Annotated in this window: 19 protein-coding genes; 18 read left to right on the top strand and 1 reads right to left on the bottom strand. The window is 50.1% G+C overall.

Annotation, left to right across the window (positions count from 1 at the left end; genetic code table 11):
- Positions 1-265: 265 nt before the first annotated feature.
- From L6H65_RS20165 to L6H65_RS20090, 16 genes are all read left to right on the top strand, one after another.
- Positions 266-1,264: a LacI family DNA-binding transcriptional regulator gene (locus tag L6H65_RS20165; protein WP_307728377.1), complete on the top strand. Its 999-nt coding sequence runs from the start codon at positions 266-268 to the stop codon at positions 1,262-1,264.
- 52 nt (positions 1,265-1,316) lie between these two features.
- Complete coding sequence (locus L6H65_RS20160; RefSeq protein WP_236344454.1) at positions 1,317-3,749, top strand: sucrose-6-phosphate hydrolase; 2,433 nt, start codon at positions 1,317-1,319, stop codon at positions 3,747-3,749.
- Positions 3,750-4,028: 279 nt separating this feature from the next.
- Positions 4,029-4,790 (top strand): ABC transporter ATP-binding protein, encoded by a 762-nt coding sequence (locus L6H65_RS20155; RefSeq protein ID WP_236344452.1) that lies wholly within the window; start codon positions 4,029-4,031, stop codon positions 4,788-4,790.
- A complete protein-coding gene (locus L6H65_RS20150) occupies positions 4,777-6,702 on the top strand; it encodes an FtsX-like permease family protein (RefSeq protein WP_236344450.1) in 1,926 nt (641 codons plus the stop codon). The genes L6H65_RS20155 and L6H65_RS20150 overlap by 14 nt, the downstream gene beginning before the upstream one ends.
- Positions 6,692-7,411 carry a response regulator transcription factor gene (locus L6H65_RS20145; protein ID WP_236344448.1) on the top strand — a complete coding sequence of 240 codons (720 nt, stop codon included), beginning with the start codon at positions 6,692-6,694 and terminating at the stop codon, positions 7,409-7,411. Before L6H65_RS20150 ends, L6H65_RS20145 begins: the two co-directional genes overlap by 11 nt.
- On the top strand, positions 7,408-8,433 hold the full coding sequence (locus L6H65_RS20140) for a sensor histidine kinase (protein WP_236344446.1): 1,026 nt from the start codon (positions 7,408-7,410) through the stop codon (positions 8,431-8,433). Before L6H65_RS20145 ends, L6H65_RS20140 begins: the two co-directional genes overlap by 4 nt.
- A 210-nt stretch (positions 8,434-8,643) precedes the next feature.
- Positions 8,644-9,696: an NAD-dependent epimerase/dehydratase family protein gene (locus L6H65_RS20135; protein WP_236344445.1), complete on the top strand. Its 1,053-nt coding sequence runs from the start codon at positions 8,644-8,646 to the stop codon at positions 9,694-9,696.
- Positions 9,697-10,072: 376 nt separating this feature from the next.
- On the top strand, positions 10,073-12,502 hold the full coding sequence (nirB, locus tag L6H65_RS20130; RefSeq protein ID WP_236344444.1) for a nitrite reductase large subunit NirB: 2,430 nt from the start codon (positions 10,073-10,075) through the stop codon (positions 12,500-12,502).
- Positions 12,503-12,522: 20 nt separating this feature from the next.
- Positions 12,523-12,858 (top strand): nitrite reductase small subunit NirD, encoded by a 336-nt coding sequence (gene nirD / locus L6H65_RS20125; RefSeq protein WP_236344443.1) that lies wholly within the window; start codon positions 12,523-12,525, stop codon positions 12,856-12,858.
- A 64-nt stretch (positions 12,859-12,922) separates the two neighbouring features.
- A complete protein-coding gene (locus tag L6H65_RS20120; RefSeq protein WP_236344442.1) occupies positions 12,923-14,098 on the top strand; it encodes an MFS transporter in 1,176 nt (391 codons plus the stop codon).
- A gap of 53 nt (positions 14,099-14,151) precedes the next feature.
- Positions 14,152-16,620 (top strand): nitrite reductase large subunit NirB, encoded by a 2,469-nt coding sequence (nirB, locus tag L6H65_RS20115; protein WP_236344441.1) that lies wholly within the window; start codon positions 14,152-14,154, stop codon positions 16,618-16,620.
- 10 nt (positions 16,621-16,630) lie between these two features.
- Complete coding sequence (gene nasC / locus L6H65_RS20110; RefSeq protein ID WP_236344440.1) at positions 16,631-18,775, top strand: assimilatory nitrate reductase catalytic subunit NasC; 2,145 nt, start codon at positions 16,631-16,633, stop codon at positions 18,773-18,775.
- 590 nt (positions 18,776-19,365) lie between these two features.
- Positions 19,366-19,881 (top strand): DUF6036 family nucleotidyltransferase, encoded by a 516-nt coding sequence (locus L6H65_RS20105; RefSeq protein WP_236344439.1) that lies wholly within the window; start codon positions 19,366-19,368, stop codon positions 19,879-19,881.
- Positions 19,856-20,317, top strand: a complete 462-nt coding sequence (locus tag L6H65_RS20100; protein ID WP_236344438.1) for a hypothetical protein — start codon at positions 19,856-19,858, stop codon at positions 20,315-20,317. The genes L6H65_RS20105 and L6H65_RS20100 overlap by 26 nt, the downstream gene beginning before the upstream one ends.
- A gap of 21 nt (positions 20,318-20,338) precedes the next feature.
- Positions 20,339-21,127 carry a GTP pyrophosphokinase gene (locus L6H65_RS20095; RefSeq protein WP_236344437.1) on the top strand — a complete coding sequence of 263 codons (789 nt, stop codon included), beginning with the start codon at positions 20,339-20,341 and terminating at the stop codon, positions 21,125-21,127.
- A 135-nt stretch (positions 21,128-21,262) separates the two neighbouring features.
- Positions 21,263-21,490, top strand: coding sequence for a DNA-binding protein (locus tag L6H65_RS20090; RefSeq protein WP_236344436.1), 228 nt, complete (start codon positions 21,263-21,265; stop codon positions 21,488-21,490).
- A 145-nt stretch (positions 21,491-21,635) separates the two neighbouring features.
- Here L6H65_RS20090 and L6H65_RS20085 read toward each other — a convergent pair whose 3' ends face one another.
- Entirely contained in the window at positions 21,636-22,412 is a 777-nt protein-coding gene (locus L6H65_RS20085) for a Cof-type HAD-IIB family hydrolase (protein WP_236344435.1), read from the bottom strand.
- 190 nt (positions 22,413-22,602) lie between these two features.
- Between L6H65_RS20085 and L6H65_RS20080 the strand changes: the two genes are divergently transcribed.
- On the top strand, positions 22,603-23,151 hold the full coding sequence (locus L6H65_RS20080; RefSeq protein ID WP_236344434.1) for an RNA polymerase sigma factor: 549 nt from the start codon (positions 22,603-22,605) through the stop codon (positions 23,149-23,151).
- A complete protein-coding gene (locus L6H65_RS20075) occupies positions 23,138-24,001 on the top strand; it encodes a hypothetical protein (RefSeq protein ID WP_236344433.1) in 864 nt (287 codons plus the stop codon). Before L6H65_RS20080 ends, L6H65_RS20075 begins: the two co-directional genes overlap by 14 nt.
- Positions 24,002-24,106 lie beyond the last annotated feature (105 nt).

The following is a 24,106-nucleotide window of genomic DNA, read 5'->3' as shown; positions in this document are numbered from 1 at the left end:
TTTGCTGTGTACATGCGAATACATGCTCGATTGCTGCTGCAGACGAGCTGCCAACGCAGCCTCTTCGCACCGTGCGCAGCTCCCAGCGCGGTGTTTCGCTGCATGACGGCGGTCGGTCCACCAGACTCAGGCCAGCCCTCAGATCCTCTCCCACTGGCTCAGGGGAGGGATAGGCCAGGCCGGTGCGGTATTGGCTCTTGTAAGGGGTTGCAAGTTATGCTATATTATTCGCGTAAACGTTTACGTAATCGTTTAACTCATTCAAATGGTGACGCCGATGGATAGAAGACCGATGGATAGAAGTATGAAAGAAGTGGCTAGGAGAGCGGGCGTCTCTATAGCGACGGTATCGCATGTCATTAACGGTACACGGTATGTCAGCCCGGAGACGAAAGAGAAGGTGCTGAAGACGATTGAGGGCCTTAACTATGTCCCCAATTCTGCAGCACAGAATCTGAGGAACAAGAAGTCCAGAATGATCCGTATTATTACGCCTGTGATAGGGGAAGGTACGTCCAAGCGCTTGCACATGGGAATGATTAACGCGATTTCTCATGCAATGGGTGAGAAGGGCTACGGCATTTTGTTCTCCAGCTTGGACTATGAAGATGGGGATCAAATAGGGAGCATGCTGACGCATGCAGTAGATGGCCTTATTATTGTCTCGCCTACCACTCGGCTATGCCGATTCATTGCTAATAGCGATCCGGCCTATCCGGTTCTGTTTCTCGACTATAGACCGATGGAGGATGAGCAGGGCTGCTTTATCTACATCAATCATTTCTCGATGCTGTACGAGGCCGTTTCTGATTTGCTGGTGAAGGGCGGACGCCAGGCGATCGCCTTCCTTGAGAATGATGAACCTTGTGTCAAGAACATCGAATGCAATCAAGCCTATAAGAAAGCCATTAGAGACAGCAGCAGGGGGCTGGATGATTCGCTTGTTGCTGCTGCGGCCGCAGCAGTCGGCAATGGATACGCGATGGCAGAGCGCCTGATCGAGCAGTGCCATGCGGACGCCGTTGTTTGCACCGATGAGACGCTGAGCATTGGAGTTGCCCGATACTTCATCGAGAAGAAGCCTGATATTCCATGCATCATTTATAACCAAAGCGGCTGGGATGAGGCGTTGAAGCCGATTCGGAGCATCAAGGTTTCTGATGACGAGCTGGGCAGGAGAGCGGCCGAGATCATGCTTGAATTGATGGCCGATCCAGAGAAGAAGGACCGGCTCTATCCGTTTAGAACCGAACTGACACCATAGATTTTGTGCAAGGATAATCAATACAATTCGGATGGATAAAGGTGAAGAAACGATGACTAAAGTTGTTAGCATTGGGGAAGTTTTAATTGATTTTGTCGCTGTAGAGGCGGGCAAGGCATTGTCGGAGGTTGGGGAATTCAAGCGGGCTGCCGGCGGCGCCCCGGCGAATGTAGCTTGCGGTATTGCTAAGCTAGGCGGGCAAGCCTATATGATCAGCAAGCTGGGGGAGGATTCCTTTGGCGAGTACTTGCTGAAGACGCTTCGGGATGTTGGCGTTCATACGGAATATATAGGGACGACGAGTGAGGCGAAGACTGCGCTGGCCTTTGTTTCCTTAACGGCGGACGGGGATCGCGACTTTGAGTTCTACGGCAATCCGTCTGCGGATCAGCTGCTGTCAGCGGAGGACATACAGGAGAATTGGTTCCATGAAGGCGATCTTATGAGCTATGGCTCGATCTCTCTCATTAGCGACTCCGCCAGAGCGGCAACGAAAAAGACCATTGAGCTCGTACGGAAGAAGGAGGGGCTGTGCTGCTTTGATCCCAACATCCGTCTCAGCCTGTGGCCGCAGGAGCAGCTTGCCAGAGAGCGGGTGCTGGAGTTTCTGCCTTTTGCCGATGTAGTGAAGATCAGTGAGGAAGAGGTTGTGTTTCTAACTGGACTGACGGATGAAGCTGAGGCAGTGAGGAAGCTGATGCAGGGCAATGTACAGCTTGTTCTGGTGACCAAGGGCGACAAGGGCTGCACCGCCTATACCCATCGCCATCAGGTGAATCATCCCGGCTATGTTTCGCTGGTTGTGGATACGACGGGAGCTGGCGATGCCTTCTTCGCGGGCGTGCTCTACCAGCTCTGGAAGACAGGTGTGAAAGCATTCCCGCAGGTGCTTGTCGATCAGGTCAAGCTGCTGCATATGATCAGTCTGGCCAATGCCTGCGGCTCCGTTGCCGTATCCCGCAAAGGTGCGATCAATGCGCTGCCGACGCTCGCTCAGGTGGAAGAGATTCTGCAAGTGGAAATCGAACAGAATGAGAAAATAAGCAATCAGTACACGCTTGAAAAGGCGAATGCCTATATAAGCGGCCATCCGATTGATCCCGATATCAGATGGAGGCTCAATTATCATATCATGGCTCCCGTGGGCTGGATTAATGATCCCAACGGTCTTATTCATTATAAGGACGACTATCATGTCTTCTATCAATACTACCCGTATGGCGCAGAATGGGGGCCGATGCACTGGGGTCATGCGAAGAGCAGCAACCTGGTGAATTGGGAGCATATGCCCGTCGCGCTAAGTCCGGATCAGAGCTATGAGAAGGGATGCTTCTCAGGCAGTGCTGTCGAGCATGACGGCAAGCTGCTGCTGTATTATACCTCTCATGATCATGGAAGGAACCCGAAGGAAGTTCAAAGCATGGCAGTCAGCGAGGACGGCATTCATTTCGTCAAGCCGAAGAGCAACCCTGTCGTCAAGAATGATAGAAAGCAATCCTCCGAGGATTTCCGAGATCCGAAGGTATGGAAGCATGAGGGCCTGTTCTATATGGCGATCGGCACTTCCAAGAATAATGCGGGAAGAGTTGTGCTGTACAAATCGCATGATGGAGAGGATTGGGAGTTCTTCAGCGTTGCGGCGGAAAGCGCGAACGGAATGGGCGATATGTGGGAGTGCCCGGACCTTTTCCCATTAGGCGACAAATATGTCCTTATGATCTCGCCGATGAATATGAAGAATGGCAAAAATATATTTATGGTCGGTGATTTCGATTACGGGACAGGCCGCTTCACAATGGATCACTATGCAGAGGCCGATTACGGACGGGATTTCTATGCCGGGCAAACCTTCCTCGATAAAGAGGGACGCCGAATTGTGGTCGGCTGGATGGATATGTGGGGAGCGGAAATGCCGACGCAGAAGGACGGCTGGGCAGGAGCGATGACGATCCCAAGGGAGCTGACACTATCTGCTTCGGGCAATGTGCTTGTCAATCCGGTTCAGGAACTGGAGCTTCTGCGCGGAGAGCAGTCCATGTATAGCGATCTGACGGTATCAGGGAATAGTGTGATGGATCTTCCCGATCTAAACGGAGATGCGCTTGAAATCATCTGCGAGTTTGACACAAAGGCGATGAACGGAGGCAGCTTTGGCTTCTACTTGAGAAAATCCGCCAATGGCTCCGAATATTCCAGCATTTATTACAGCTTCACGGAACAGATGCTCATTGCGGATTTGGAGAAGGCTGGCAAGGGCGACAAGATCATCAGCAAAGCGCCTTTGCCGCTTGCAGCAGGAGGAACGCTGAAGCTGCATATTTTCATCGATAAGAGCTCGATCGAAGTGTTCGCGAATGACGGTGAAGTTGCTTTGTCCAGCCGGGTGTATCCCCATGCTCAAAGCAATGGCGTGCAGCTGTTCAGCGAGCAGGGCGAGATAAGGGTGACGAAGCTGCAGGCATGGAAGCTGGGCAGCATTTGGTAAGGAAAACAAGCCATACAGAGACGGCTTCATCTGCAGCTAGAACCAGCATGCGGTGTTGCGCTGCATGACGGCGGTCGGTCGACCGCAGGCAGCTTGAGCGGAAGGCCCCTTCGCGATTCGCGATAGGGTCTTCTTTGTGTTATGGGGTGCCATGCGCTTGATGACAATAATGTCACATTCGGTATAGGAAATGTAACCTGCAGCGATAGATGGGCATTGGGATAACCATCTATAATGGAGACACGAAGCAATTCAAATTCATATATCGGGGATGTTGCGATGAGGAAGATCATTGAAGTTTCCAATGTTAGCAAGGAATATGGCGGCACAGGCGCATTCAGAGCGTTGAAGGATGTGAGCCTGGATATTATGGAGGGCGAGTTCGTTGGTATTATGGGTCCCTCTGGTTCCGGCAAGACAACCTTGCTGCACATGATGTCCACAATTGATGCGGCTACGTCAGGAAAGCTGCTTGTGGATGGCCATGATATTGCGCGGATTAAGGAAAAGGAGGCTGCCAGATTTCGGCGTGATACGATCGGGTTCGTCTTCCAGGCCTTTAATCTGCTGGACAATATGACCGTGAGGGACAATATAGCCTTGCCGTTGTCTCTGAATAATGTGAAGGCGGCGGTTATTCTGAGCAAGATAGAGGAGCTTGCGGGAATATTGGGGATTATAGAGCAGCTGGATAAATATCCGTATGAATTATCTGGCGGACAGAAGCAGAGGGCGGCGATCTGTAGAGCGCTTATTGCATCACCCAAAGTGATTTTTGCCGACGAGCCGACAGGTGCGCTGGACTCCAAGTCATCCTCTGAGGTGCTGGAGTGTTTGAAGAGCATCAACCATAAGCTGGGAACGACCATTATTATGGTAACTCACGATGCTACGGCAGCAAGCTATTGTGATCGTATCCTGTTCTTGAAGGACGGCAGCATTCATGGGAGATTGGATAGCGACGGCAACAAGATGGAGCTGTTCAAGAGGATTCTGAATATGCTCGCTGTAATGGGAGGGTCGAATTATGAACGCCTATAGGCTGGCCTATAAGCTGCTGAAGAATAATCTGAACATCTACGGCTTCTATCTCATCGTGCTTGTCGTGGTGGTTGCCACCTACTATAACTTTGTCGCTATCCAGTACAATGAGGCTTTCGTGGAGCTGACGGAGCAGCTGCAATCTGCTGTAGTTGCCAGCATGACATGCGGCTTCGTCTTGCTCTGCACAGTCGTATTCTTCATGTGGCATGCCAATGGCTTCTTTTTCAAGCAGAGACAGAAGGAAACGGGACTGTACATGTTGATGGGAATCAGCTCTTCGCGGATCGGAAGGGTCATGGCGATTGAAAGCATTCTGCTGGGCGGACTATCCTTATTAATCGGTTTGCCTGTAGGCTTGTTGTTCTCCAAGTTGTTCTTTATGCTTCTGGGCAAGGCGATGTTCCTCGATGCAGAGCTGCCGTTTACGGTGTCTTCAGAGGCTGTTCTGCAGCTTGTGATTGTCTTCGTTGTATTGTTTGTCGTGCTGGGCTTGAGAAATTACAGGATCGTGAAGCGAAGCCGGTTATTGGATATGCTTCATGCGGCTGTAGAGAAGCAGCCGGTTCCCAAATTGGATGTGAAACGGGGTTTCCTCGGCGTCCTTCTCATTACAGCGGGGTACATGCTTGCGATTAACTTTAAACGGTGGGAATTGGATCTGCTGATCGCCTCTATGGCGATTCTCATACTGGTGTGCTTGGGCACTTACTTGTTCTTCGGGAGTTTTCTAGCGATTATATTAAGCAGATTAATGGCATCCAAAGGGTTTGTCTACAGAGATGTGCGGCTTGTCAGTCTGAGCAACGTCTTCTTCCGTCTGAAGTTGAATTACAGAAGCTTGGCGATGACGGCGATACTTGCAGCAGCGACAGTGACAGCCTTCAGCGTCAGCTTGTCCTTCAGGCAGTTTGCAGAGGAGCATGCCAGAATAGAAGCGCCCTATAGTCTTGGTTATGAAAGCAATGATGAGCGAACCAGGGACATGGCGGCAGAAGCGCTCAGAGGATGGGATGGTTCGCGAGTTGGTGTGAATGAAATTCGGTTTGTTCTCGCTCACGCTGAATATCCAGGGGGCAATAAAAGAGTTGACCACAATAATAAAGCGATCCTAGCGAGTTATTCTGAGGTTAAGAGGACGTTGGCATTTTTGAACGATGAGACTCACGAGCGCTTGTTGGAGGAGCTGCAGCCCGGGGAGGGGGAGTCTATCTTTATTCTGAATGCCAATACGATGGCTTCACCGATCCAGGTGGAAGGGCAAGCGGTCAGACTGAATGGGCAGAAGTATGAGGTTAAGGAGAGCTTGCAGTTTCCTTTTATAGGGAACACCGCTTCGTATGGTAAAATGAATCTATATGTCGTGCAGGATCGTGAATATGAGCGGCTGAAGGGGAATGGTTCAGAAATCATCTGGAGTGGCATTCAGCTTGCAGAGACAGAACAAGCTGGGGAACTGGTGAAGCATCTTGCTGGGACTGTATCAGGGGGAGCAGACAACGTGCATCTCTATGGCGAGCCGTATATTTGGGACTACTATGCGCTGGGGATATTTTTCTTCCTTGGATTGATCATGTTTCTCGTTTTTGTACTCGCTACGTTCAGTACCATTTACTTCAAGCTTCTTGGCGATGCGTTCATGGACAGAGAGCAATATGCGATTCTGAAGAAGATTGGCATGAGCAAGAGCGAGATTCAGAAATCCGTTTATTTGCAAGTAGGCATCGCTTTTCTGCTGCCTGTTGTCGTGGGAATCATACATAGCATTGTCGCGATGAATATGCTGGAGGAGATTATGAACGTAAGGTTCGCCTTGCAAATGGTTTACGGAACAGGGCTGTTTGGAATGATTATGCTTGGCTTCTATATCGGAATAAGCAGAAATTATACAAGAATGGTCTATGGAAAATAAGGCGGTGGAGTTGGTGGCGAATACAGGGATTGCCAGATACAAGCTGTTGCTTATAGAGGATGACAGGCCAATGGCGGAAGCGATGAAGGGCCTGCTCCTTCAATGGGGCTTCCAAGTGGTGATCTGCGAAAACTTCGACCATATTATGGAGCAGTATGGGGCAGCAGAACCGCATATTGTTCTCATGGATATTAATATTCCAGCCTATGACGGATTCTATTGGTGCAAGAAGATAAGAGAAGTGTCCAGTGTGCCCATTGTTTTCGTCTCTTCAAGAGAAAGCAGCATGGATATTGTGATGGCGATTAATAACGGCGGGGATGATTACATCCAGAAGCCCTTTGATCCGCATGTGCTTGTTGCCAAGCTGCAGGCCATCATTAGGCGCACATATGAGTATAGAACGACAGACCAGCATGTGCTCGCTTGTGGAGATATTCTGCTTAATTTGAATGATGCTGCAATTCATTGTGGAAATGAGAGTATTGAGCTTACCAGAAATGAATTCAAAATTATGCGTATACTGATGGAGAGAAAGGGCAGGGTCGTTTCCAGAGAGCAACTGATGAAGCAGCTGTGGGACGATGATTGCTATGTCAATGAAAACACGCTTACGGTGAATTTGAATCGATTGCGGAAGCGGTTGGAGGATATAGGTGCGCCTGATTATATTCGTACGAAAAAAGGGATGGGGTATATCATTCCATGAGGCTAATCGATTATATTCGAGTCCATAAGCTTTGGATTCTCAGTCATGTTATGATCCTGATCATTATCAACAGCGTTCTGTACAGCAGCTTTGCTATTAGCCGGAGCGCTGCAGATATGATCTATATGAATCTGCTCGTCATAATCGTACAGCTTGCCATGATGACGGCCGGATTGTTCAGCGCCAAGAAGAAATACGGGCGTATTCTCCAGGATCCCGGGGGAAATATCGAACAGATCGTGTCCTCCTATAAGGGGGATTTTTATATGGATATGCTTGCTGGAGCTTTAGCGGATCAGCGTCGTCTGCATCGCGAGAGAGAAGAGAATTATAAACGGGGCATGAATGAATTTCAGGAGTACATCACGCAGTGGGTGCATGATATGAAGGTGAATCTCGCAGTATGCGAGCTGCTGCTTGAGGATATGGGGAGTGAAGCTGCTTACCCGTTCCGAGGCCAGACTGAGCAAATGAAGTTCAGGGTCAATCAAATTCTTCATGTTGCAAGAGCGAATCATTATGATGAGGATATCGCAGCCGAGGAAGTCGATGTATGTCTAGTGCTAAGAGCCGCACTCAAGGAGAATGCGTTATTCTTTATTCATAAAAACATAGAAATCCATACAGAGCTGCAATCGTTCCATGTCATAAGCGATCGAAAGTGGATTCATTACATAGTGGGTCAAATTCTTAATAATAGCAGCAAATATATGCCTAACAATGGGCGATTGGACATATGGACAAGGGAAGAGGAGCGAGCTTGCCATATCCATATTAAGGATAGCGGCATTGGTATTCCAAGAGAGGATATCGCGAGAATTTTTGACAAAGGCTTCACAGGTAGAAATGGCCGGACGGGAACGAAGTCAACAGGAATGGGGCTCTATTATGCCAAGCAAATCGCGGAGACATTACGGATCGGAATCGAGGTTGCTAGTAGGGAGGGGGAATATACGGAGTTCATTATCAGCTTCTACAAGCTCTCTGATTACTATGGAATATCCTCGGTATCCGGGCATTGAACCAAGAGGGTTTATAGTAATCGCGCTATACTAATAATCCAGTTTGACCATCATGACCATCATGACCATCATGACCATCATGACCATTCCAATGCCTTCCGTATCCACTATAGGGACTTGTTCGTTTACAATAGGGGCAGCAGTATTTGGATACGGATACGGATACGAGTATGGATATGGATATGGATACGGATATGGGGATGATGGTTCATGCGAATATTAATTATTGGGGGAACATCTTTTATAGGTCCGCATGTCGTGAAGCTGCTCGTTGAGAGGGGGCATCAAGTGACGGTTTTTCATCGAGGCGGGCAGGAGGCAGTGGAGCTTCCGTCAGCGGTTGCCCATCTCTATGGCGACAGAACTCGCATGCTGGAGAGGCGGGAAGAATTCAGAAGGCTCGCTCCTGAGGTTGTTCTTGATATGATTCCGTCCACACAAGAGGATGCGGACATGCTGGTGAGAACGTTCGCGGGGATCGCGCAGCGAATTGTGGCGGTCAGCAGTCAGGATGTCTATCGCGCCTATGGACTGGTCAGGGGCAGCGAGACAGGAGATCTGGAGCTGGAAGCAACTCCGATTACGGAGAGCTCCAGATTGCGAGAGACATTCTATCCATATGGGGACAGCTCCAAGGCAGCGGACGATTGGTGCAATCGATATGAAAAAATACTGGTGGAGCAAGCCGTTATGGATTGTGATTCTTCAGCGGGTACGATAGTAAGACTTCCAGCCATCTATGGACCGAAGGACAGTCAGCATCGTTTATTCTCTTACTTGAATTTGCAGCGGATCGTTGATCGGCGCCCCTATATTGTGCTGGATGAGGCATTCGCACAGTGGCGCTGGACGCATGCTTATGTTGAGAATGCTGCTCTGGCTATCGTATTGGCGGTTGTAGACAGCCGTTCCGCCGGACGTATATACAATGTGGGGGAGCCGGAAGCTCCGCTGATGATTGATTTTGTGCAAAAGATTGGTGAACAGCTAGGGTGGCAAGGCGATATTGTTAGGGTCCCGAAGAGCGATCTGCCAGAGCAGCTTCAATTCCCTCTCAACACTTCGCAGCAGCTCATAGTAGATTCCAGCCGCATACGGGAAGAGCTTGGCTATAAGGAAAGCGTTTCTTGGGAAGAAGGGCTGAGCAAGACGATCCAGTGGGAGGTCGAGCATCTCCCAGCTGCAATCGATCGCAAATATCGAATGAAGCTCGATTATGAGAAGGAAGACGAATTTCTTCAGTCAATTGGAATAAAATTATAAACGGTAGAGCGTTCTAAATAAGCGAGCTTCAGCCATTAGCCGATTTCAGGTTAATGGCTTATTTGTGTTACATAACTTATCATTAGCAGTCAACTCATTTGACACTCTTATATCGGGGTGAAAATTGAATGCGCTGCCATCAGGAAAAGCGAACAAAACGATAAGAAAAACTTAATATTGTTCGTTAAAATCGATAGGTTTTGTTGAAATGGACAAAATTACTGCAATTTCTTGTTGAACTTAATGGATAATTCGGTTACATTAGAAACAAGAGTTTATGTCATGTTTGTTAACATTAATTTATAGGAACAAGAGTCATTTCGTCTTTACATTACATTCTATGTTAGTTTAGATCTGCTACAGGAGAGTGAACGCAATGAAGAAAAAAGTGGTTTTGATCGGGAATGGAATGGCTGGAGTTAGCTGCATCGAGCAATTATTGAAGCTTTCACCGAACCTTTATGACATTACAATTTTCGGGAGCGAGCCGCATCCCAACTATAATCGAATTCTGCTCTCCTCTGTTCTGGCAGGGGATGCGGACATGAAGGATATTGTGATCAATGACTGGTCCTGGTATGAGGAGAACCATATTACGCTTCACACGGGGCATACTGTTAGCAAAATTGACACTGCCCGCAAGCTTGTCAGCACGGATGGGGGCATAAGCGTACCGTACGATGAGCTGATCGTCGCGACAGGCTCGCTGCCGTTCATGCTTCCTCTGCCGGGAGCGGATAAGGAGGGCGTTATCGCCTTCCGTGATATTAAAGACTGCGAGACGATGATCGAGACGGCTAAGAAGCACAAGAAAGCTGTCGTCATCGGCGGCGGATTGCTCGGCCTGGAGGCGGCGCGCGGATTGCTCAATCTGAATATGGAAGTATCGGTCGTCCATATTCACGAGTATGTGATGGAAAGGCAGCTGGACCAGACGGCTTCCATCATGCTGAGAGCTGAGCTTGAGCGTCAAGGGATGAAGTTCCTTTTGAAGAAGAACACCGATTCCATTCTGGGCAAGAAGAGAGTGACCGGCGTCCGCTTCACGGATGGCATGGAGGTCGATGCTGATCTCGTTGTTATGGCGGTAGGTATTCGTCCGAACATCGCGCTTGCCAAGAGCAGCGGCATTGAGATTAACCGCGGAATCGTGGTCAATGACTTCCTTGAGACGAGTGTGCCCAACATCTACGCTGTCGGCGAATGTGTCGAGCATCGCGGTGTTGCTTACGGCTTGGTTGCTCCGCTTTATGAGCAGGGTGCAGTGCTGGCGAAGCGGCTTGCCGGTATCGAGACGGGCGGCTATCAGGGCTCTGTCGTATCCACGAAGCTGAAGGTGTCGGGCGTGGACGTATTCTCCGCAGGCGCTTATGCAGACGGACCGGATACGCGTGCTGTTCGTGTTCAGGATGATTTTGAAGGCATTTATAAGAAGGCTGTCATTAAGGACGGCAAAGTAATCGGCGCTGTATTATTCGGAGATATAAGCGACGGCTCCCGCCTGTTCGCTATGATTCGCAACGGCGAGGACGTGACCGGCAAGGAGAAGGAAGTGCTTCTCGGCGAAGGCGGAGGCAAGACCAAATCCGGTGTAGACCTTGTTGCCGCTATGAGCGATGACGAGATTGTGTGCGGCTGCAATGGCGTATCCAAGGGTGCGATCGTGCAGGCGATTCAGGAGAAGGGCTGCTCCAGCATCAATGATATCAAGGCTTGCACCAAGGCATCCGGCTCCTGCGGTGGTTGTAAACCGCTTGTTGGAGATGTGCTCACCTATGTGCTTGGAGCCGACGGCGTGAAGAGTGTCAAGGAAGGGATTTGCGGCTGTACAACGCTTGGACGCGATGAAGTGGTCGAAGCGATTCGCAGTATGCGCCTGACGACCTCGAAGGAAGTTATGAACGTGCTGGAATGGTCGAACACGGAGGGCTGCTCCAAGTGCCGCCCGGCGCTCAACTACTATCTCGGCATGGTATGGCCGGAAGAGCATGAGGACGAGAGAGAGTCCCGCTTCGTGAACGAGCGCAACCATGCGAACATTCAGAAGGATGGCACGTACTCTGTTGTACCAAGAATGTATGGTGGTGTAACGACACCGAAGGACTTGAAGAAAATCGCGGAAATCGCGGAGAAATATGAAGTGCCTCTCGTTAAAGTGACGGGCGGTCAGCGCATCGACTTGCTCGGTGTGAAGAAGGAGGACCTGCCGGGCATGTGGGCGGATCTTGATATGCCGTCCGGTTATGCCTACGGCAAGACGCTGCGTACCGTTAAAACCTGCGTCGGCTCCACCTTCTGCCGGTTCGGCACACAGGATTCCATCGGGATGGGCATTCAGCTTGAGAAGCGGTTCGAGCGTTTGAGCACGCCTGCGAAGGTGAAGATGGCTGTGTCGGGCTGTCCGCGCAACTGTGCGGAGGCGACGATTAAGGACTTCGGCGTTGTCGCCATCGATGGCGGCTGGGAGCTGCATGTCGGCGGCAACGGAGGAACGAAGCTTCGCGGTACGGATCTTCTGTGCAAAGTGAAGACGGAGGAGGAAGTGCTGGAGTGGTCAGGCGCGTACCTGCAGTATTATCGCGAGACAGGCAAGTACAATGAGCGGACGGCTGAATGGCTGGAGCGCGTAGGACTGGATACCGTCAAAGCTGCGCTTGAGAGCAGGGAAGATCGGCTCGCGCTGGTGGGACGCATTGAGAAAGCATTGGATTTGATGAAGGAGCCTTGGAGAGAGATTATTGAGAAGCCGGAGCTTCGCCGGACGTTTGAGCCCATGGATACACAAGCTGCACCATCCATTCTGTAAGCGAGAGGATGACAACATATATGAAACGGATACTTGTAGGGAATATTGCGGAAATTGCGGAGAAGAGATCACGGGTTGTTCGGATCGGATCGTTAGAGATAGCGATGTTCAAGCTGTCGGGAGGTGCGATCAAGGCGATTGAGAACCGTTGTCCGCATAAGGCGGGCAAGCTTTCGGAAGGAATCGTCTGCGACCACCACGTATACTGTCCGCTGCATGATTGGAAGATTGATCTGCATGATGGTCAGGTCCAAGCCCCGGATGACGGCTGCGTAGCCTCCTTTGAGGTTGAAGTAGATGAGCAAAGCGGCGACATGTGGCTGCATATTACAGATGAGAGCATTCTGGCCTCTTAGATTAAATTTGTGGGTGTGTGTGAAACATACCGGCATTGAGAATGGAAATATAGGAGATATTACGATGCGACACAATGGATCTGCGAGGGCGCTTGGGTTATCTACATTGGCTATGACGGCCTCATTCGTTATTTGGAGTGTATTCTCCCCCATCGCGGGGCAAATACAAGAGATTTTCCAGTTAAGCACTCTTCAGAAAAGTGTGCTGATCGCAACGCCTATTCTGCTAGGCTCAATTCTGCGGATTCCGATGGGCATCTATACAGACCGATATGGCGGGAAAAAGGTGTTCACCGCAACGATGCTGTTCCTTACACTTCCGCTGCTGCTGGCAGGATGGGCGCAATCCTATTGGATGCTCCTGCTGTGTGCGCTGTTCATCGGCATGGCCGGTACGACATTCGCGGTCTCGCTGACCTATGTATCGAGATGGTTTACGCCGGAACGACAAGGGCTCATACTTGGATTAGCAGGGTTAGGCAACTTGGGTGGAGCGGTGGCGAACTTCTCCATCCCGATTATTTTCAGCCGTTATGGCCTGTCTTGGGTATTCTGGAGTCTTGCCATTATGATCGTGGTTGTAACTTTGATCTTCTGGCTCGGAACCAAGGAGCTGCCTAAACCTGCACAGACGAAGACATTCAAACAATCCATGGAGGTTCTGAAGCAAGAGCCGACGTGGTTTCTATCGATATTCTACTTCCTGACGTTTGGCGGGTTTGTTGCTTTCAGCGTATATTTGCCGACATTCCTGAAGGAATTGTTCCAGCTGTCAGTGACAGATGCGGGCTTGAAGACGGCAGGCTTTGTCGTCGTGGCGACACTCATTCGTCCGCTAGGCGGCTACTTGGCTGACCGGCTCGGCTCGCGCAAAGTGCTTGCGGTTGTGTTCGCCGGCATCGCGGTATGCGCGCTTGTGATGGCGCTGTCGCTGCAGCATTTTGTAGCTTTCAGCGTGGGCTGCTTGATGGCGTCGGTGCTGCTTGGACTTGGCAATGGAGCCGTATTCAAGATGGTCCCTGAGGTGTCGACAGGCAATACGGGCGCTGTAACGGGTATTGTGGGCGCGGCTGGCGGCATAGGAGGCTTCTTCCCGCCGATTGTGCTTGGTATTATTAACGATTTGTCAGGCGCCTATACATTGGGCTTCGTGCTGCTAATGATAACTGCCTGTGCTTGTTTGTGGATGAACCTTGCAACCAAGCGGCTGAAGGCTGCGAAAAAAGTCGCGATGGCTTGATCGATTGGGTGGATAAGGAAGAACTTCAGCATCGGAATGTGAGGTTGTGCAATATGGGGAAACAAAAACTTGTTGTCGTAGGGAACGGGATGGCGGGTGTGCGGTGTGTCGAAGAGATTCTGAAGCTGGCGCCTGACCGATTCGAGATTACGATCTTCGGCAGTGAGCCGCATCCGAACTATAACCGCATCATGCTCTCTAAAGTGCTTCAAGGCGATACCAAGGTAGATGATATTACGATCAATGATTGGCAGTGGTACAAGGATAATGATATTGCGCTGTACACGGGTGAAACGGTTGAGCGCATCGATACGAAGTCACGGCTGGTAGTCAGCGACAGCGGACGCAGTCTAAGCTACGATCATCTCATTATTGCAACTGGCTCGCTGCCGTTTATGCTTCCGCTGCCGGGGGCCGACAAGCCGGGGGTAACGGCTTTTCGGGATATTAAAGATTGCCAGACGATGCTCGAAGCTTCGAAAAGCTACAAGAAAGCCGTCGTGATCGGCGGCGGTCTGCTTGGTTTGGAGGCTGCGAGGGGCTTGCTCAATCTGGGCATGGAGGTTCACGTTGTTCATATTTTTGACCATCTGATGGAGCGGCAGTTGACGCCTACGGCGGCGGGGATGCTGCGCCAGGAACTGGAGAAGCAGGGAATGCGCTTCCTGCTCAAGAAGCAGACGGAGAAGATTCTCGGCAAGAAGCGGGTTGAAGGTCTGCTGTTCAAGGACGGGAGCAAGGTGGAGGCGGATCTGGTCGTCATCGCGGTCGGCGTTCGTCCGAACATCAAGCTGGCGGCAGACAGCGGCATTGAGACGAATCGGGCCATCGTCGTCAATGATTATATGGAGACCGATGTGCCGGATGTGTACGCGGTTGGCGAATGCGCAGAGCATCGCGGCATGGTATACGGACTTGTTGCGCCGCTTTATGAGCAGGGCAAGGTGCTGGCCAAGAAGATTTGCGGCGTTGAGGCTGAGGCTTACGAGGGCTCCATTCTCTATTCGCAGCTGAAGGTTTCCGGTGTTGAAGTGTTCTCAGCCGGGGAAATTCGCGATGCGGAGATTACGACCTCTGTCAAGGCATTCGATGGAATCCGCAATACGTATAAGAAAATTTCTGTACGCGATAACAAAATCGTCGGAGCTGTCTTGTTCGGTGACAGCAGCGAAGGAAATAAGCTGCTCGGCTACATTAAGCAGCAGGCGGATATATCGGTGCTGGATACCGCAGCTGCCGCAGGTGCTGGCGGTGGTTTTGATGAAGCTTATGTCTGCTCGCTGTCGGATAAGGAGACGGTATGCTCTTGTAATGGAGTAACTAAGGGAACCATAATGGATGCCGTTCGCGAGAACGGCTTGGAGACCGTCGATGAGGTTCGCGCATGTACGAGAGCCTCCAGTACATGCGGCGGCTGCAAGCCGCTCGTATCTGCGATTCTGGAGCTTGCGCTGCAGAGCAAGGATGCGCCAGAACCGGAGAAGGAGAAGGTGTGCGCGTGCACAACGTTGGACCATGAAGAGCTGCGGACAGCGCTGGGCAGCGGCGGCTACACATCAGCAGATCAAGCGATGAATGGGCTGGGCTGGCTGCAGGCAGGCGGCTGCAGCGTATGCCGACCTGCACTGCAGTATTATGTTGGTGCGGTGCAAAGCGAAGTCATTGCGAGCGGGGAGGCGGAGCAATTCGCCACGATTGGGAAGGCTCCGATCTCGTCGCCGCAGGCATCGTCTGCGAGCATGCTTGCAGACGGCACGTATGCGCTTGTTCCTCGCATGTATGGCGGCGTCACAAGCGCTGAGCAGCTGAGGAAAATTGCGGATGTCATTGAGAAGTACAATATTCCGCTTGCCAAGCTGGCTGGCGGGGCTCATCTGGATTTGCTCGGCATCGAATCGCAGCATGTCGATTCGATAGGAGAGGAGTTGGGTCTTGCTGAAGGCGGCAGTAGTGCCAATGGCAATCGTGGCATAAGCGGTGGCAGCCGTAGTGGCAGTGGTCAGGTGTATGGCAGACGGATTGCTTCTGTTGCGACCTGCCACGGTATCCGTTATGATGGCAGTGCCATAAAGGATTCTGTCGGGATGGGCGCCGCTCTTGAACGGAAGCTTGAGCATCTGCAAATGCCCGCACCCGTATTCGTGGCAGTGTCCAGCAGTCCGCTCCATCGTGCAGGAACGCTGATGAAGGATCTGGGGATCGTCGGTGTGCCGGGAGGCTGGGAAATCTATGTTGGCGGCAGCGGGAACGCCCAGCTTCGACAGGGACAGCTGCTGTGCATGGAGCCTGCAGAGGCTGGGGCACTGGAGATGTCAGCATCCTTCCTGCAATGGTATCGGGAGGATGCGTATTTCGGGGAGACAACAGGGCAGTGGGTTGAACGTGTGGGGCTGCTGCAGCTTCGCGAAGCTTTATTCGACTTGTTGTTCCGCGCGGATCTGATGGCAAGGCTGAATGAAGTGAATCGGCATTCGGAACACAATCAAGTAAATCCGCAGCTGACGGCTGCTCTGATAAAGTGAGCTGAGCGATATGAATCAAGTGATAGAGCAACAGGACGGCTTGTCGAAGCTGGTCATGGATACGCAATGTCCGTTCTGCAGCGTACAGTGCAAAATGCAGATTATTGAAGAGAGGGAGACTGGCAAGCGCCCTGTCTATACGGTTAATCCGACACCGAATGCGGCATCCGAGGGGCGTCTCTGCATTAAGGGGATGAATGCCTACCAGCATGCGCTGACTGGAGAGCGTCTTCTTCATCCGATGATGAAGAAGGACGGTCAATTCATACGCATCTCCTGGGAGGAAGCTTACAGCCTTATTGAGCGGAAATTCACCGCATTGCAGGGTCAATATGGGAAGGATTCCGTCGGTGTATACGGCGGTGGCTCGTTGACCAATGAATCGGCATATTTGCTCGGCAAATTCACCCGAATTGCTCTTCGCAGCAAGTACATTGATTACAATGGACGGTTCTGTATGTCTGCAGCAGCTTCCGCAGGCAATAAGGCATTTGGCATGGATCGAGGTCTGACGAATCAACTGGCGGATATTGAGCTCGCGAAATGCATCGTGCTTGCGGGCACGAATATTGCAGAGTGCCAGCCGACCTTGATGCCTTACTTCACAAGGGCTAAGGAGAAGGGCGCTTATATCATTGCGATAGATCCACGGGAAACAGGTACAACTCGCATGGCTGATCTGCACCTGTGTGTGAAGCCCGGCATGGATGCATCGCTGGCGAACGGCATGCTGAAGGTTCTGCTGGACGAGGGGTTGATCGATGAGGGCTTTGTGCAGCAGCGGACGAAAGGATTTGCTGAGCTCAAGGCCCACTTGGAGGAGCTGGATTTGGACGCAATCGCCGAGCTTACCGGTGTTCCGGTGAAGCTGATCCGTCAGGCGGCGCTTGCTTACGGCAAGGCATCGACGGGCATGGTCTTCACCGCTCGCGGTGTCGAGCAGCAGACAGATGGTTACATGGCTGTGCGGAACTTCCTGAACCTTGTGCTGTTAACCGGCAAGATCGGCAAGCCAGGCAGCGGCTATGGCGCGGTAACGGGCCAAGGGAACGGACAGGGTGGCCGGGAGCATGGGCAGAAGGCCGACCAGCTTCCGGGCTATCGCTTGATAGAAAATGCTGAAGACCGCGCATATGTGGCGAATGTATGGGGAATTGATCCGAGCGAGCTTCCGGAGAAAGGTGTATCTGCTTACGAGATGATGGAGAAAGTGCATGAGCAGGAGATTCGTGGCTTGTTCGTTATGGGCTCCAATCCGATCGTATCGAATCCCAATGCCAATTTCGTGGAGGAAGGGCTTCGCAAGCTGGACTTCCTCGTTGTCGCTGATATGCTTATGTCAGAAACGGCTCAGTTGGCGGACCTGATATTGCCGGCAACTGCTTACCTGGAGAATGAAGGAACGCTGACGAACCTCGAAGGCCGTGTATTGCTGAGACAATCGAGCCGACCTGCACCGGGCGAAGCGAAGCATGACTGGGAGATTCTATGTGAGATTGCGGAGAAGCTCGGCAAAGGGAAATATTTCGGCTTCTCATCAGCCGAGAGCATATTCGAGGAACTCCGTCTTGCGAGCCGGGGCGGGATTGCCGATTACTATGGCATCACCTATGATCGGCTGCGCAAGGAGGAAGGTGTTTACTGGCCTTGCCCTGCACCAGACCATCCCGGTGCAAAGCGGCTGTTCGAGTCAACGTTCGCGCATGAGGACGGCAAAGCGGAGATGATCCCCGTGCAGAATCATCTGCCGAAGGAACAGGTCAGTGCTGATTATCCGCTGTACCTGACAACAGGCCGCGTGCTCACGCAATATTTGACAGGCGTGCAGACGCGGAGGAGTCATTCCTTGGCTGCGCGTGATGTAGAATCGTTCATGGAGATTCATCCGCGCACGGCTAAAAAGTACCGTGTTGAAGATGCAGCGCTCGTGAAGCTGGAGTCCGTTCGCGGGACGATATTCGTCCGCTGTCGATACAGCAGCGACATCCGTGAGGATACGGTATTCGTTCCGATGCATTGGGGCGATACGCAGAACGTGAACAAGATTACGAATCAGGCGCTGGACCCAACATGCAGAATGCCGGGCTTTAAGGTTTGCGCGGTGAAGGTGAGCCCATTCGCGATTGAGGCTGCAGTCGGATACCTGGCGAAATAAATACGGACTTACAGACGGCAAATTTCCGTCTGTAAGCTCCGCTTTAAGAAGCTCTTCGTGACCACAAATTATGTGGTAACGGAAGCTTTTTTTTCATTTCCCGACACTCCAGAAACACCGTCTGTTAACTCCCAATCATCCTCAAATCCCATTGTGCCACTGTTTTTAAGCAGCAAATGCCGAACAAGAAACCGATAATAAACCTAAAACAATCGCAGCATGCCAAGTGAATCATCCTTCGGAAAAATGGAGGCTGCTTGCCAAACCCTTTCCAACAACCGCAATATGTTGTTAATAGAAATTCATCTCGTACAAATGACTATCAACGAGAATAATAGTAGATTTAATCCCTTTTATTTACAGTTCCTATTTTTAGGGAGAAGATGCATGCTTGTGGCAGAAAAATGTCGATTGACGTCGACTTCACAGATGCTTTTTGAGTAGAGTCCTCAACTATTTCCCTGTAGCTTATGTACTATAAATGATGTTACACAACTATAGTGAAGTGTAACTGGACTGTTTTTGTATATAATAATAGATAGAAATGGTGGGATGGCGCTGTATATACTATGGCTGAGGGGGTGGAGCGAATGGGCAATGAAGCATTCAGCACGGAGGAAAGCATACTTCGGCTCTTCGAGGAAGTCGATAAGGCTCTTCATGGAAAACCATTAATAGAAGTATTTGTTGTTGGATATTCCGCGATTGTGTTGGCCAGAGCAAATAATCGGGGGTCCAATGATGTAGTTATCATCCCGTCGAGATTCTCCAGAGTTTTCTCGGAGCATGGTCTTGAGGTGTTCGATGAACATTATTTCTACCTGCCGGCCGATTATAAATCGAGATTAAAGCCGGTAAGCAGGAAGTATGACAACCTTAACGTTATGTATGTGGATGCACATGATATCTGGTTTACTAAACTGGGAGCCTTCCGCAATAAGGATAAGGTTGACATGATCCAAATGATCAAAGAAGGCGTAGTGGACGTTCATCTGCTGGATATATTGTTCAAACAGTGGAATGCCTATTGGTTTAAAAACAACCCCGAGCTGGAGGAAAACTACAACGAGGTGAGGTATTATGATACCCGAAACTGTAGTACCTAAGGATGTGTACAGGGATGCTTTCAAACAATATGTATTTGATTTAGCAATGAAATGGCTGGGGCTTCGCGCGGAATTATCTTTGCCTTCTCTGGTTCTCGATAAGATTGAGGCCGTCTCCGGAGAAAATCATCGGGCAGTATATTTGAAATATCTTTTGCCCTTGGCGGAGCCTGATTATATCGGGCTTGTCCCAACCGATATAATCGTTCAGATGCACAAAGTGCTGCATAGTCTGCGAATGAATGATCTTGCCTACAATGATTTCATGGTAAACCGGTTCTGCGATATTTTCCTTGAGTCTGTTGACTGTAAGGGACTACTGTACACGCCGCTGCCGGAGGGGTACAAAGATTTGCAGAAGCTGGTATGGATGTTCGTGCAAGCTTTCAGGAAGAATGTCGCGCCGCAGTATTCACAGGGGCATGAGGTTATTTAGCGGGCGGAAGAGAAACTCAATATGGCACAGGAAGGAATAGGCGAAGTGACTCCAAACCAAGTCGAACAATTCAAAAATATGAAGAGAGAAATTACCAGATTCCTGATGATGTATAAATTTGCGCTGCAGGAATTAGAGACCAAGGTCGAAATCCTGAATGAGGAATTCCATTTATTGCATGATTATAATCCGATTGAGCATACCAAGTCACGGTTGAAATCCCCGGAAAGCATCATGAAGAAGCTGCATCGGAAAGGGTACGAGCTTTCTTTTGACGGCATAAAAGACAATATTAAAGATATCGCTGGATTTCGAATTACTTGCTCCTTCTTATCCGATATTTATCTCATTAGCGATATGCTGAGCAAACAAAGCGATCTGACAGTATTAGAGGTCAAGGATTATATTAAGAATCCCAAACCAAATGGCTACCAAAGCCTTCATCTTCTGCTTGAGGTTCCCGTGTTTATGTCGGATCGGCAGGAGCAGATATGTGTAGAGGTGCAGATTCGTACGATAGCAATGGATTTCTGGGCGAGTCTGGAGCATAAAATCTATTATAAATACAATCAGGCAGTTCCTCCGCAGCTTCTTCAAGAGCTGAAAGAAGCGTCGGATTCCGCCGCCGCGCTCGATAAACAGATGGAGCGTCTTCATAATCAGGTGGAGGCGATCAAGGAATCTCAGGTTACTACAAATGTTGGGGATGAGATTACAGAACTCATCGTTAAGGATCAGCATTTTACCATCCCTAAATTGTTCTATGAGCTGTTGGAGAACCCGAATGTTCTTACCAGGCACAGGGAGTAGCAGGCAGCAGCGAAGGCAACAAGATCATGAGATATTCTTAACTTCTTAACTGTCAGCTGAATTCCATGTTATAATAAAGGTAATTAGTTGGTGAAACGAAGCTTTATGACATGGAATTAGAGAGGTTGAGAGAATGTGCAGGAGTTCGAAGACTGGAATCAAAAGGTTAAGAAAACGTTCAATGCAACAAGCAATGAGAAGGTATTAACGGTTACGGAATCAGGGAAGCTGCTCGGTCTGACTAAAGACCAGATGAAGGTGTTTGTGGAGAAGAACAAGCTGACTAAGGTTTCCATAATGAGAAGTGTCCATAGATACTTATTGCTGAAGACAGAGATAGATGAGATATTGAAAAAAGCATAGCTTCCCATAAAGCAGCTCAAGTGCTTGCCAAGGCAAGATTAATTATCCCCCTCGGGGCAGACAGTGAAGGACGCGTTCATGATAGGATGAACCCGACACTGTTTGCCGCCGGAGGGGTTTTTTATTTGGTTATGCCTGCTTGTCCTCAGGGCAGCAAGCCGGCATGCTGCAGACCTTGCACGACGCCGCCCTCATCGACATGGGCTGTTACGAAGTCGGCGAACGGCAGCAGCTCAGGGTGTGAGTTGCCCATCGCAATGCCGAGGCCAACATGCTTCAGCATTTCTTTGTCGTTAAGACCGTCCCCGAAAGCGACCGCTTGTTCCGGTTGAAGCTTCAAATGACGAAGCAGCATATCGATTCCGAGCGCCTTGGAGCCATCGGAAGGTAGCACGTCGAGCGCCTTTGTATGCCAACGGACCATTTTTAACTCTGTCAGCAGCTGCTCGTACAAATGCTCCTCGTGGGACTCGCAGTGCAGGAAGACCTGATAAATATCTTCGTTGCGCCAGTAGCCCGGGTCGAAGCCCGGCATAGCGACACGCAGCGAAGCGATGGCTTCTTCCACGAAAGGATGCGCTTCGCTATCGGTGAAATAAGCTTCCCCGCCTTCAAACACCAGTGAATGCCGATGGCTGCCAGCCAGAGCTACCAGCTTTTCCAAATCTGCTCTGGGGATCGGGCGCTTGAGTAGCGGCTTGCCCTGATACACGACATAGGCCCCGTTCAGGCTGATATAGGAATCGATACCAAGCGACTCTAGAATTGGGAGGAAGAAGTAAGGGGCCCTTCCCGTAGCGATAACGGGCTCCACACCGCGTTTCTTCAGCTCGCGAACGGCATCCGCCGCATCGGCGGGGAGCTGCTTCTCCTCGTTTAATAGAGTGCCATCCAGATCGAAAAATACAATTTTATAGCTCATATCTATCATGCTCCTTCTAGGTTAGTATTGAGCAATAGCCCAAGCCAATAAGCCCAGCCTTTTAATAGTTCATTCTTCTATAATATCGCCTTGTCGTCAATAGGCGGATGCAGTCGGTTTTTTGCGCTATGCGTTCATTAATGAACCGTAAAGCTTGATGGATTGTCTATATAGTGGAGGTGAGGATAAATTGAGCGAGGATTCTTTGAAATATCTAGCCGAAATGGACCCCTTCACGCTGGATGAGCTTATGACGCAGCACGGACAAGAGGTGTGGAATTTTGCATACTTCCTAACGAAGAACCGCAGCATGGCTGACGACATCACGCAGGATGTATTTTTGCAAGTATACCGTCATGTAACTTCCTTTAGGGGCGAGGCATCTATTAAAACCTGGCTGCTTAAAATCACTCGAAACATTAGCCATAATTATCGCAATACGGCTTTTATTCGCAAGGTGCTGCTAGTGGATGTTGCCGTCTCCAAGGAATACAGCCGTTCAGCCGAACAAGCCTTTCTGGAGAAAGAGACGGCGAATCATGTGTGGAGACAAGTGTTCAATTTGCCGGTGAAATTTCGGGAGGTGCTTGTGCTTCATGCCAAATACGAGCTATCCATGAGCGACATTGCCCACATATTGAAAATTCCCGAGGGGACAGTCAAATCCAGACTGTTCGGAGCACGTAAGAAAATGTCAGCCTTATTAAAGGAGGAGCGTATAATCAATGAGCCCATCTAACCCTTACTGGTACGAGGAACTGAAGGACAATCCCTTGAGCCGCAAAACCTTCACCGATCAATTGGCCGTACGGATCAAAGACAACGCATTCGCATCGACTGCTGCTCAGAACCAATCAAGAACCGTGCTGCGCCCGGTAGTTATAGCCGGTGTAGGTCTCCTGTGTTTAATGGGGCTTATCCTATTTTTGAGTGACAGGGAATGGAGCAGCAAGGGAGGAAACAGTGAAAGCTATATGGCCGGTATACCTGAGCCGCCTGCTGGATTGCCTGAAACGCCTATTCAAGCCGCCCCTGTGTTATCAGATGAGGAAATGTACCAGATTTTATCTAAGAAGTCTCCTACAGATAGTGAGTGGGAGCAATTAATTAATAATGTCCTCCCTCATGAAGATGAAGAGGTGATGGATAACAGCAAGGAGATGCTGTATAAGGAGAGCGTCGGCAATGATATTATGTTGATCTTCTCGAAGACGCGAAATCAGTCTCAACAGGCGGCTGTAGCAGTGGATTATTACGAGCGGGTCTCACAGAAATGGGAAAGGCAGACGCGTGCTGCGTATACGTTGCCGGAGAATTCGAATGACGCCGACGCCAACAGCTTTGCTACTGGATCGTTCAAGCTGGATGAAATTCCACTCCTTTGCGGTGCTATTATAGACCCGCAGATTTCTCAAATCCGCATAACGAATAAGGAAGGGGACATTCAGAAAATGGCTGAAATTATTCCTGCTGATGACGGGCACTCCTACTGGTTTACAACATTGCCCCAACAGAAGGATACTTATCATGTGGAAGCTTTGGATGCAGATGGTGAGATAATCGCAACGGGTACTTCTTATGTTTTTTAAAAGACTAGGAGAAAAGGGCGCCATGAGGGCGCTCTTTTCTCTGCTTTCACCCAAGAACAAGCGATCCAAACCAATTTATGCGTGAAACGATATTGATAATAAGTT

It is taken from the genome of Paenibacillus plantiphilus (assembly GCF_927798095.1).
GTDB lineage: Bacteria > Bacillota > Bacilli > Paenibacillales > Paenibacillaceae > Paenibacillus_Z > Paenibacillus_Z plantiphilus.
This window is presented reverse-complemented; position numbering and strand designations above follow the sequence as displayed.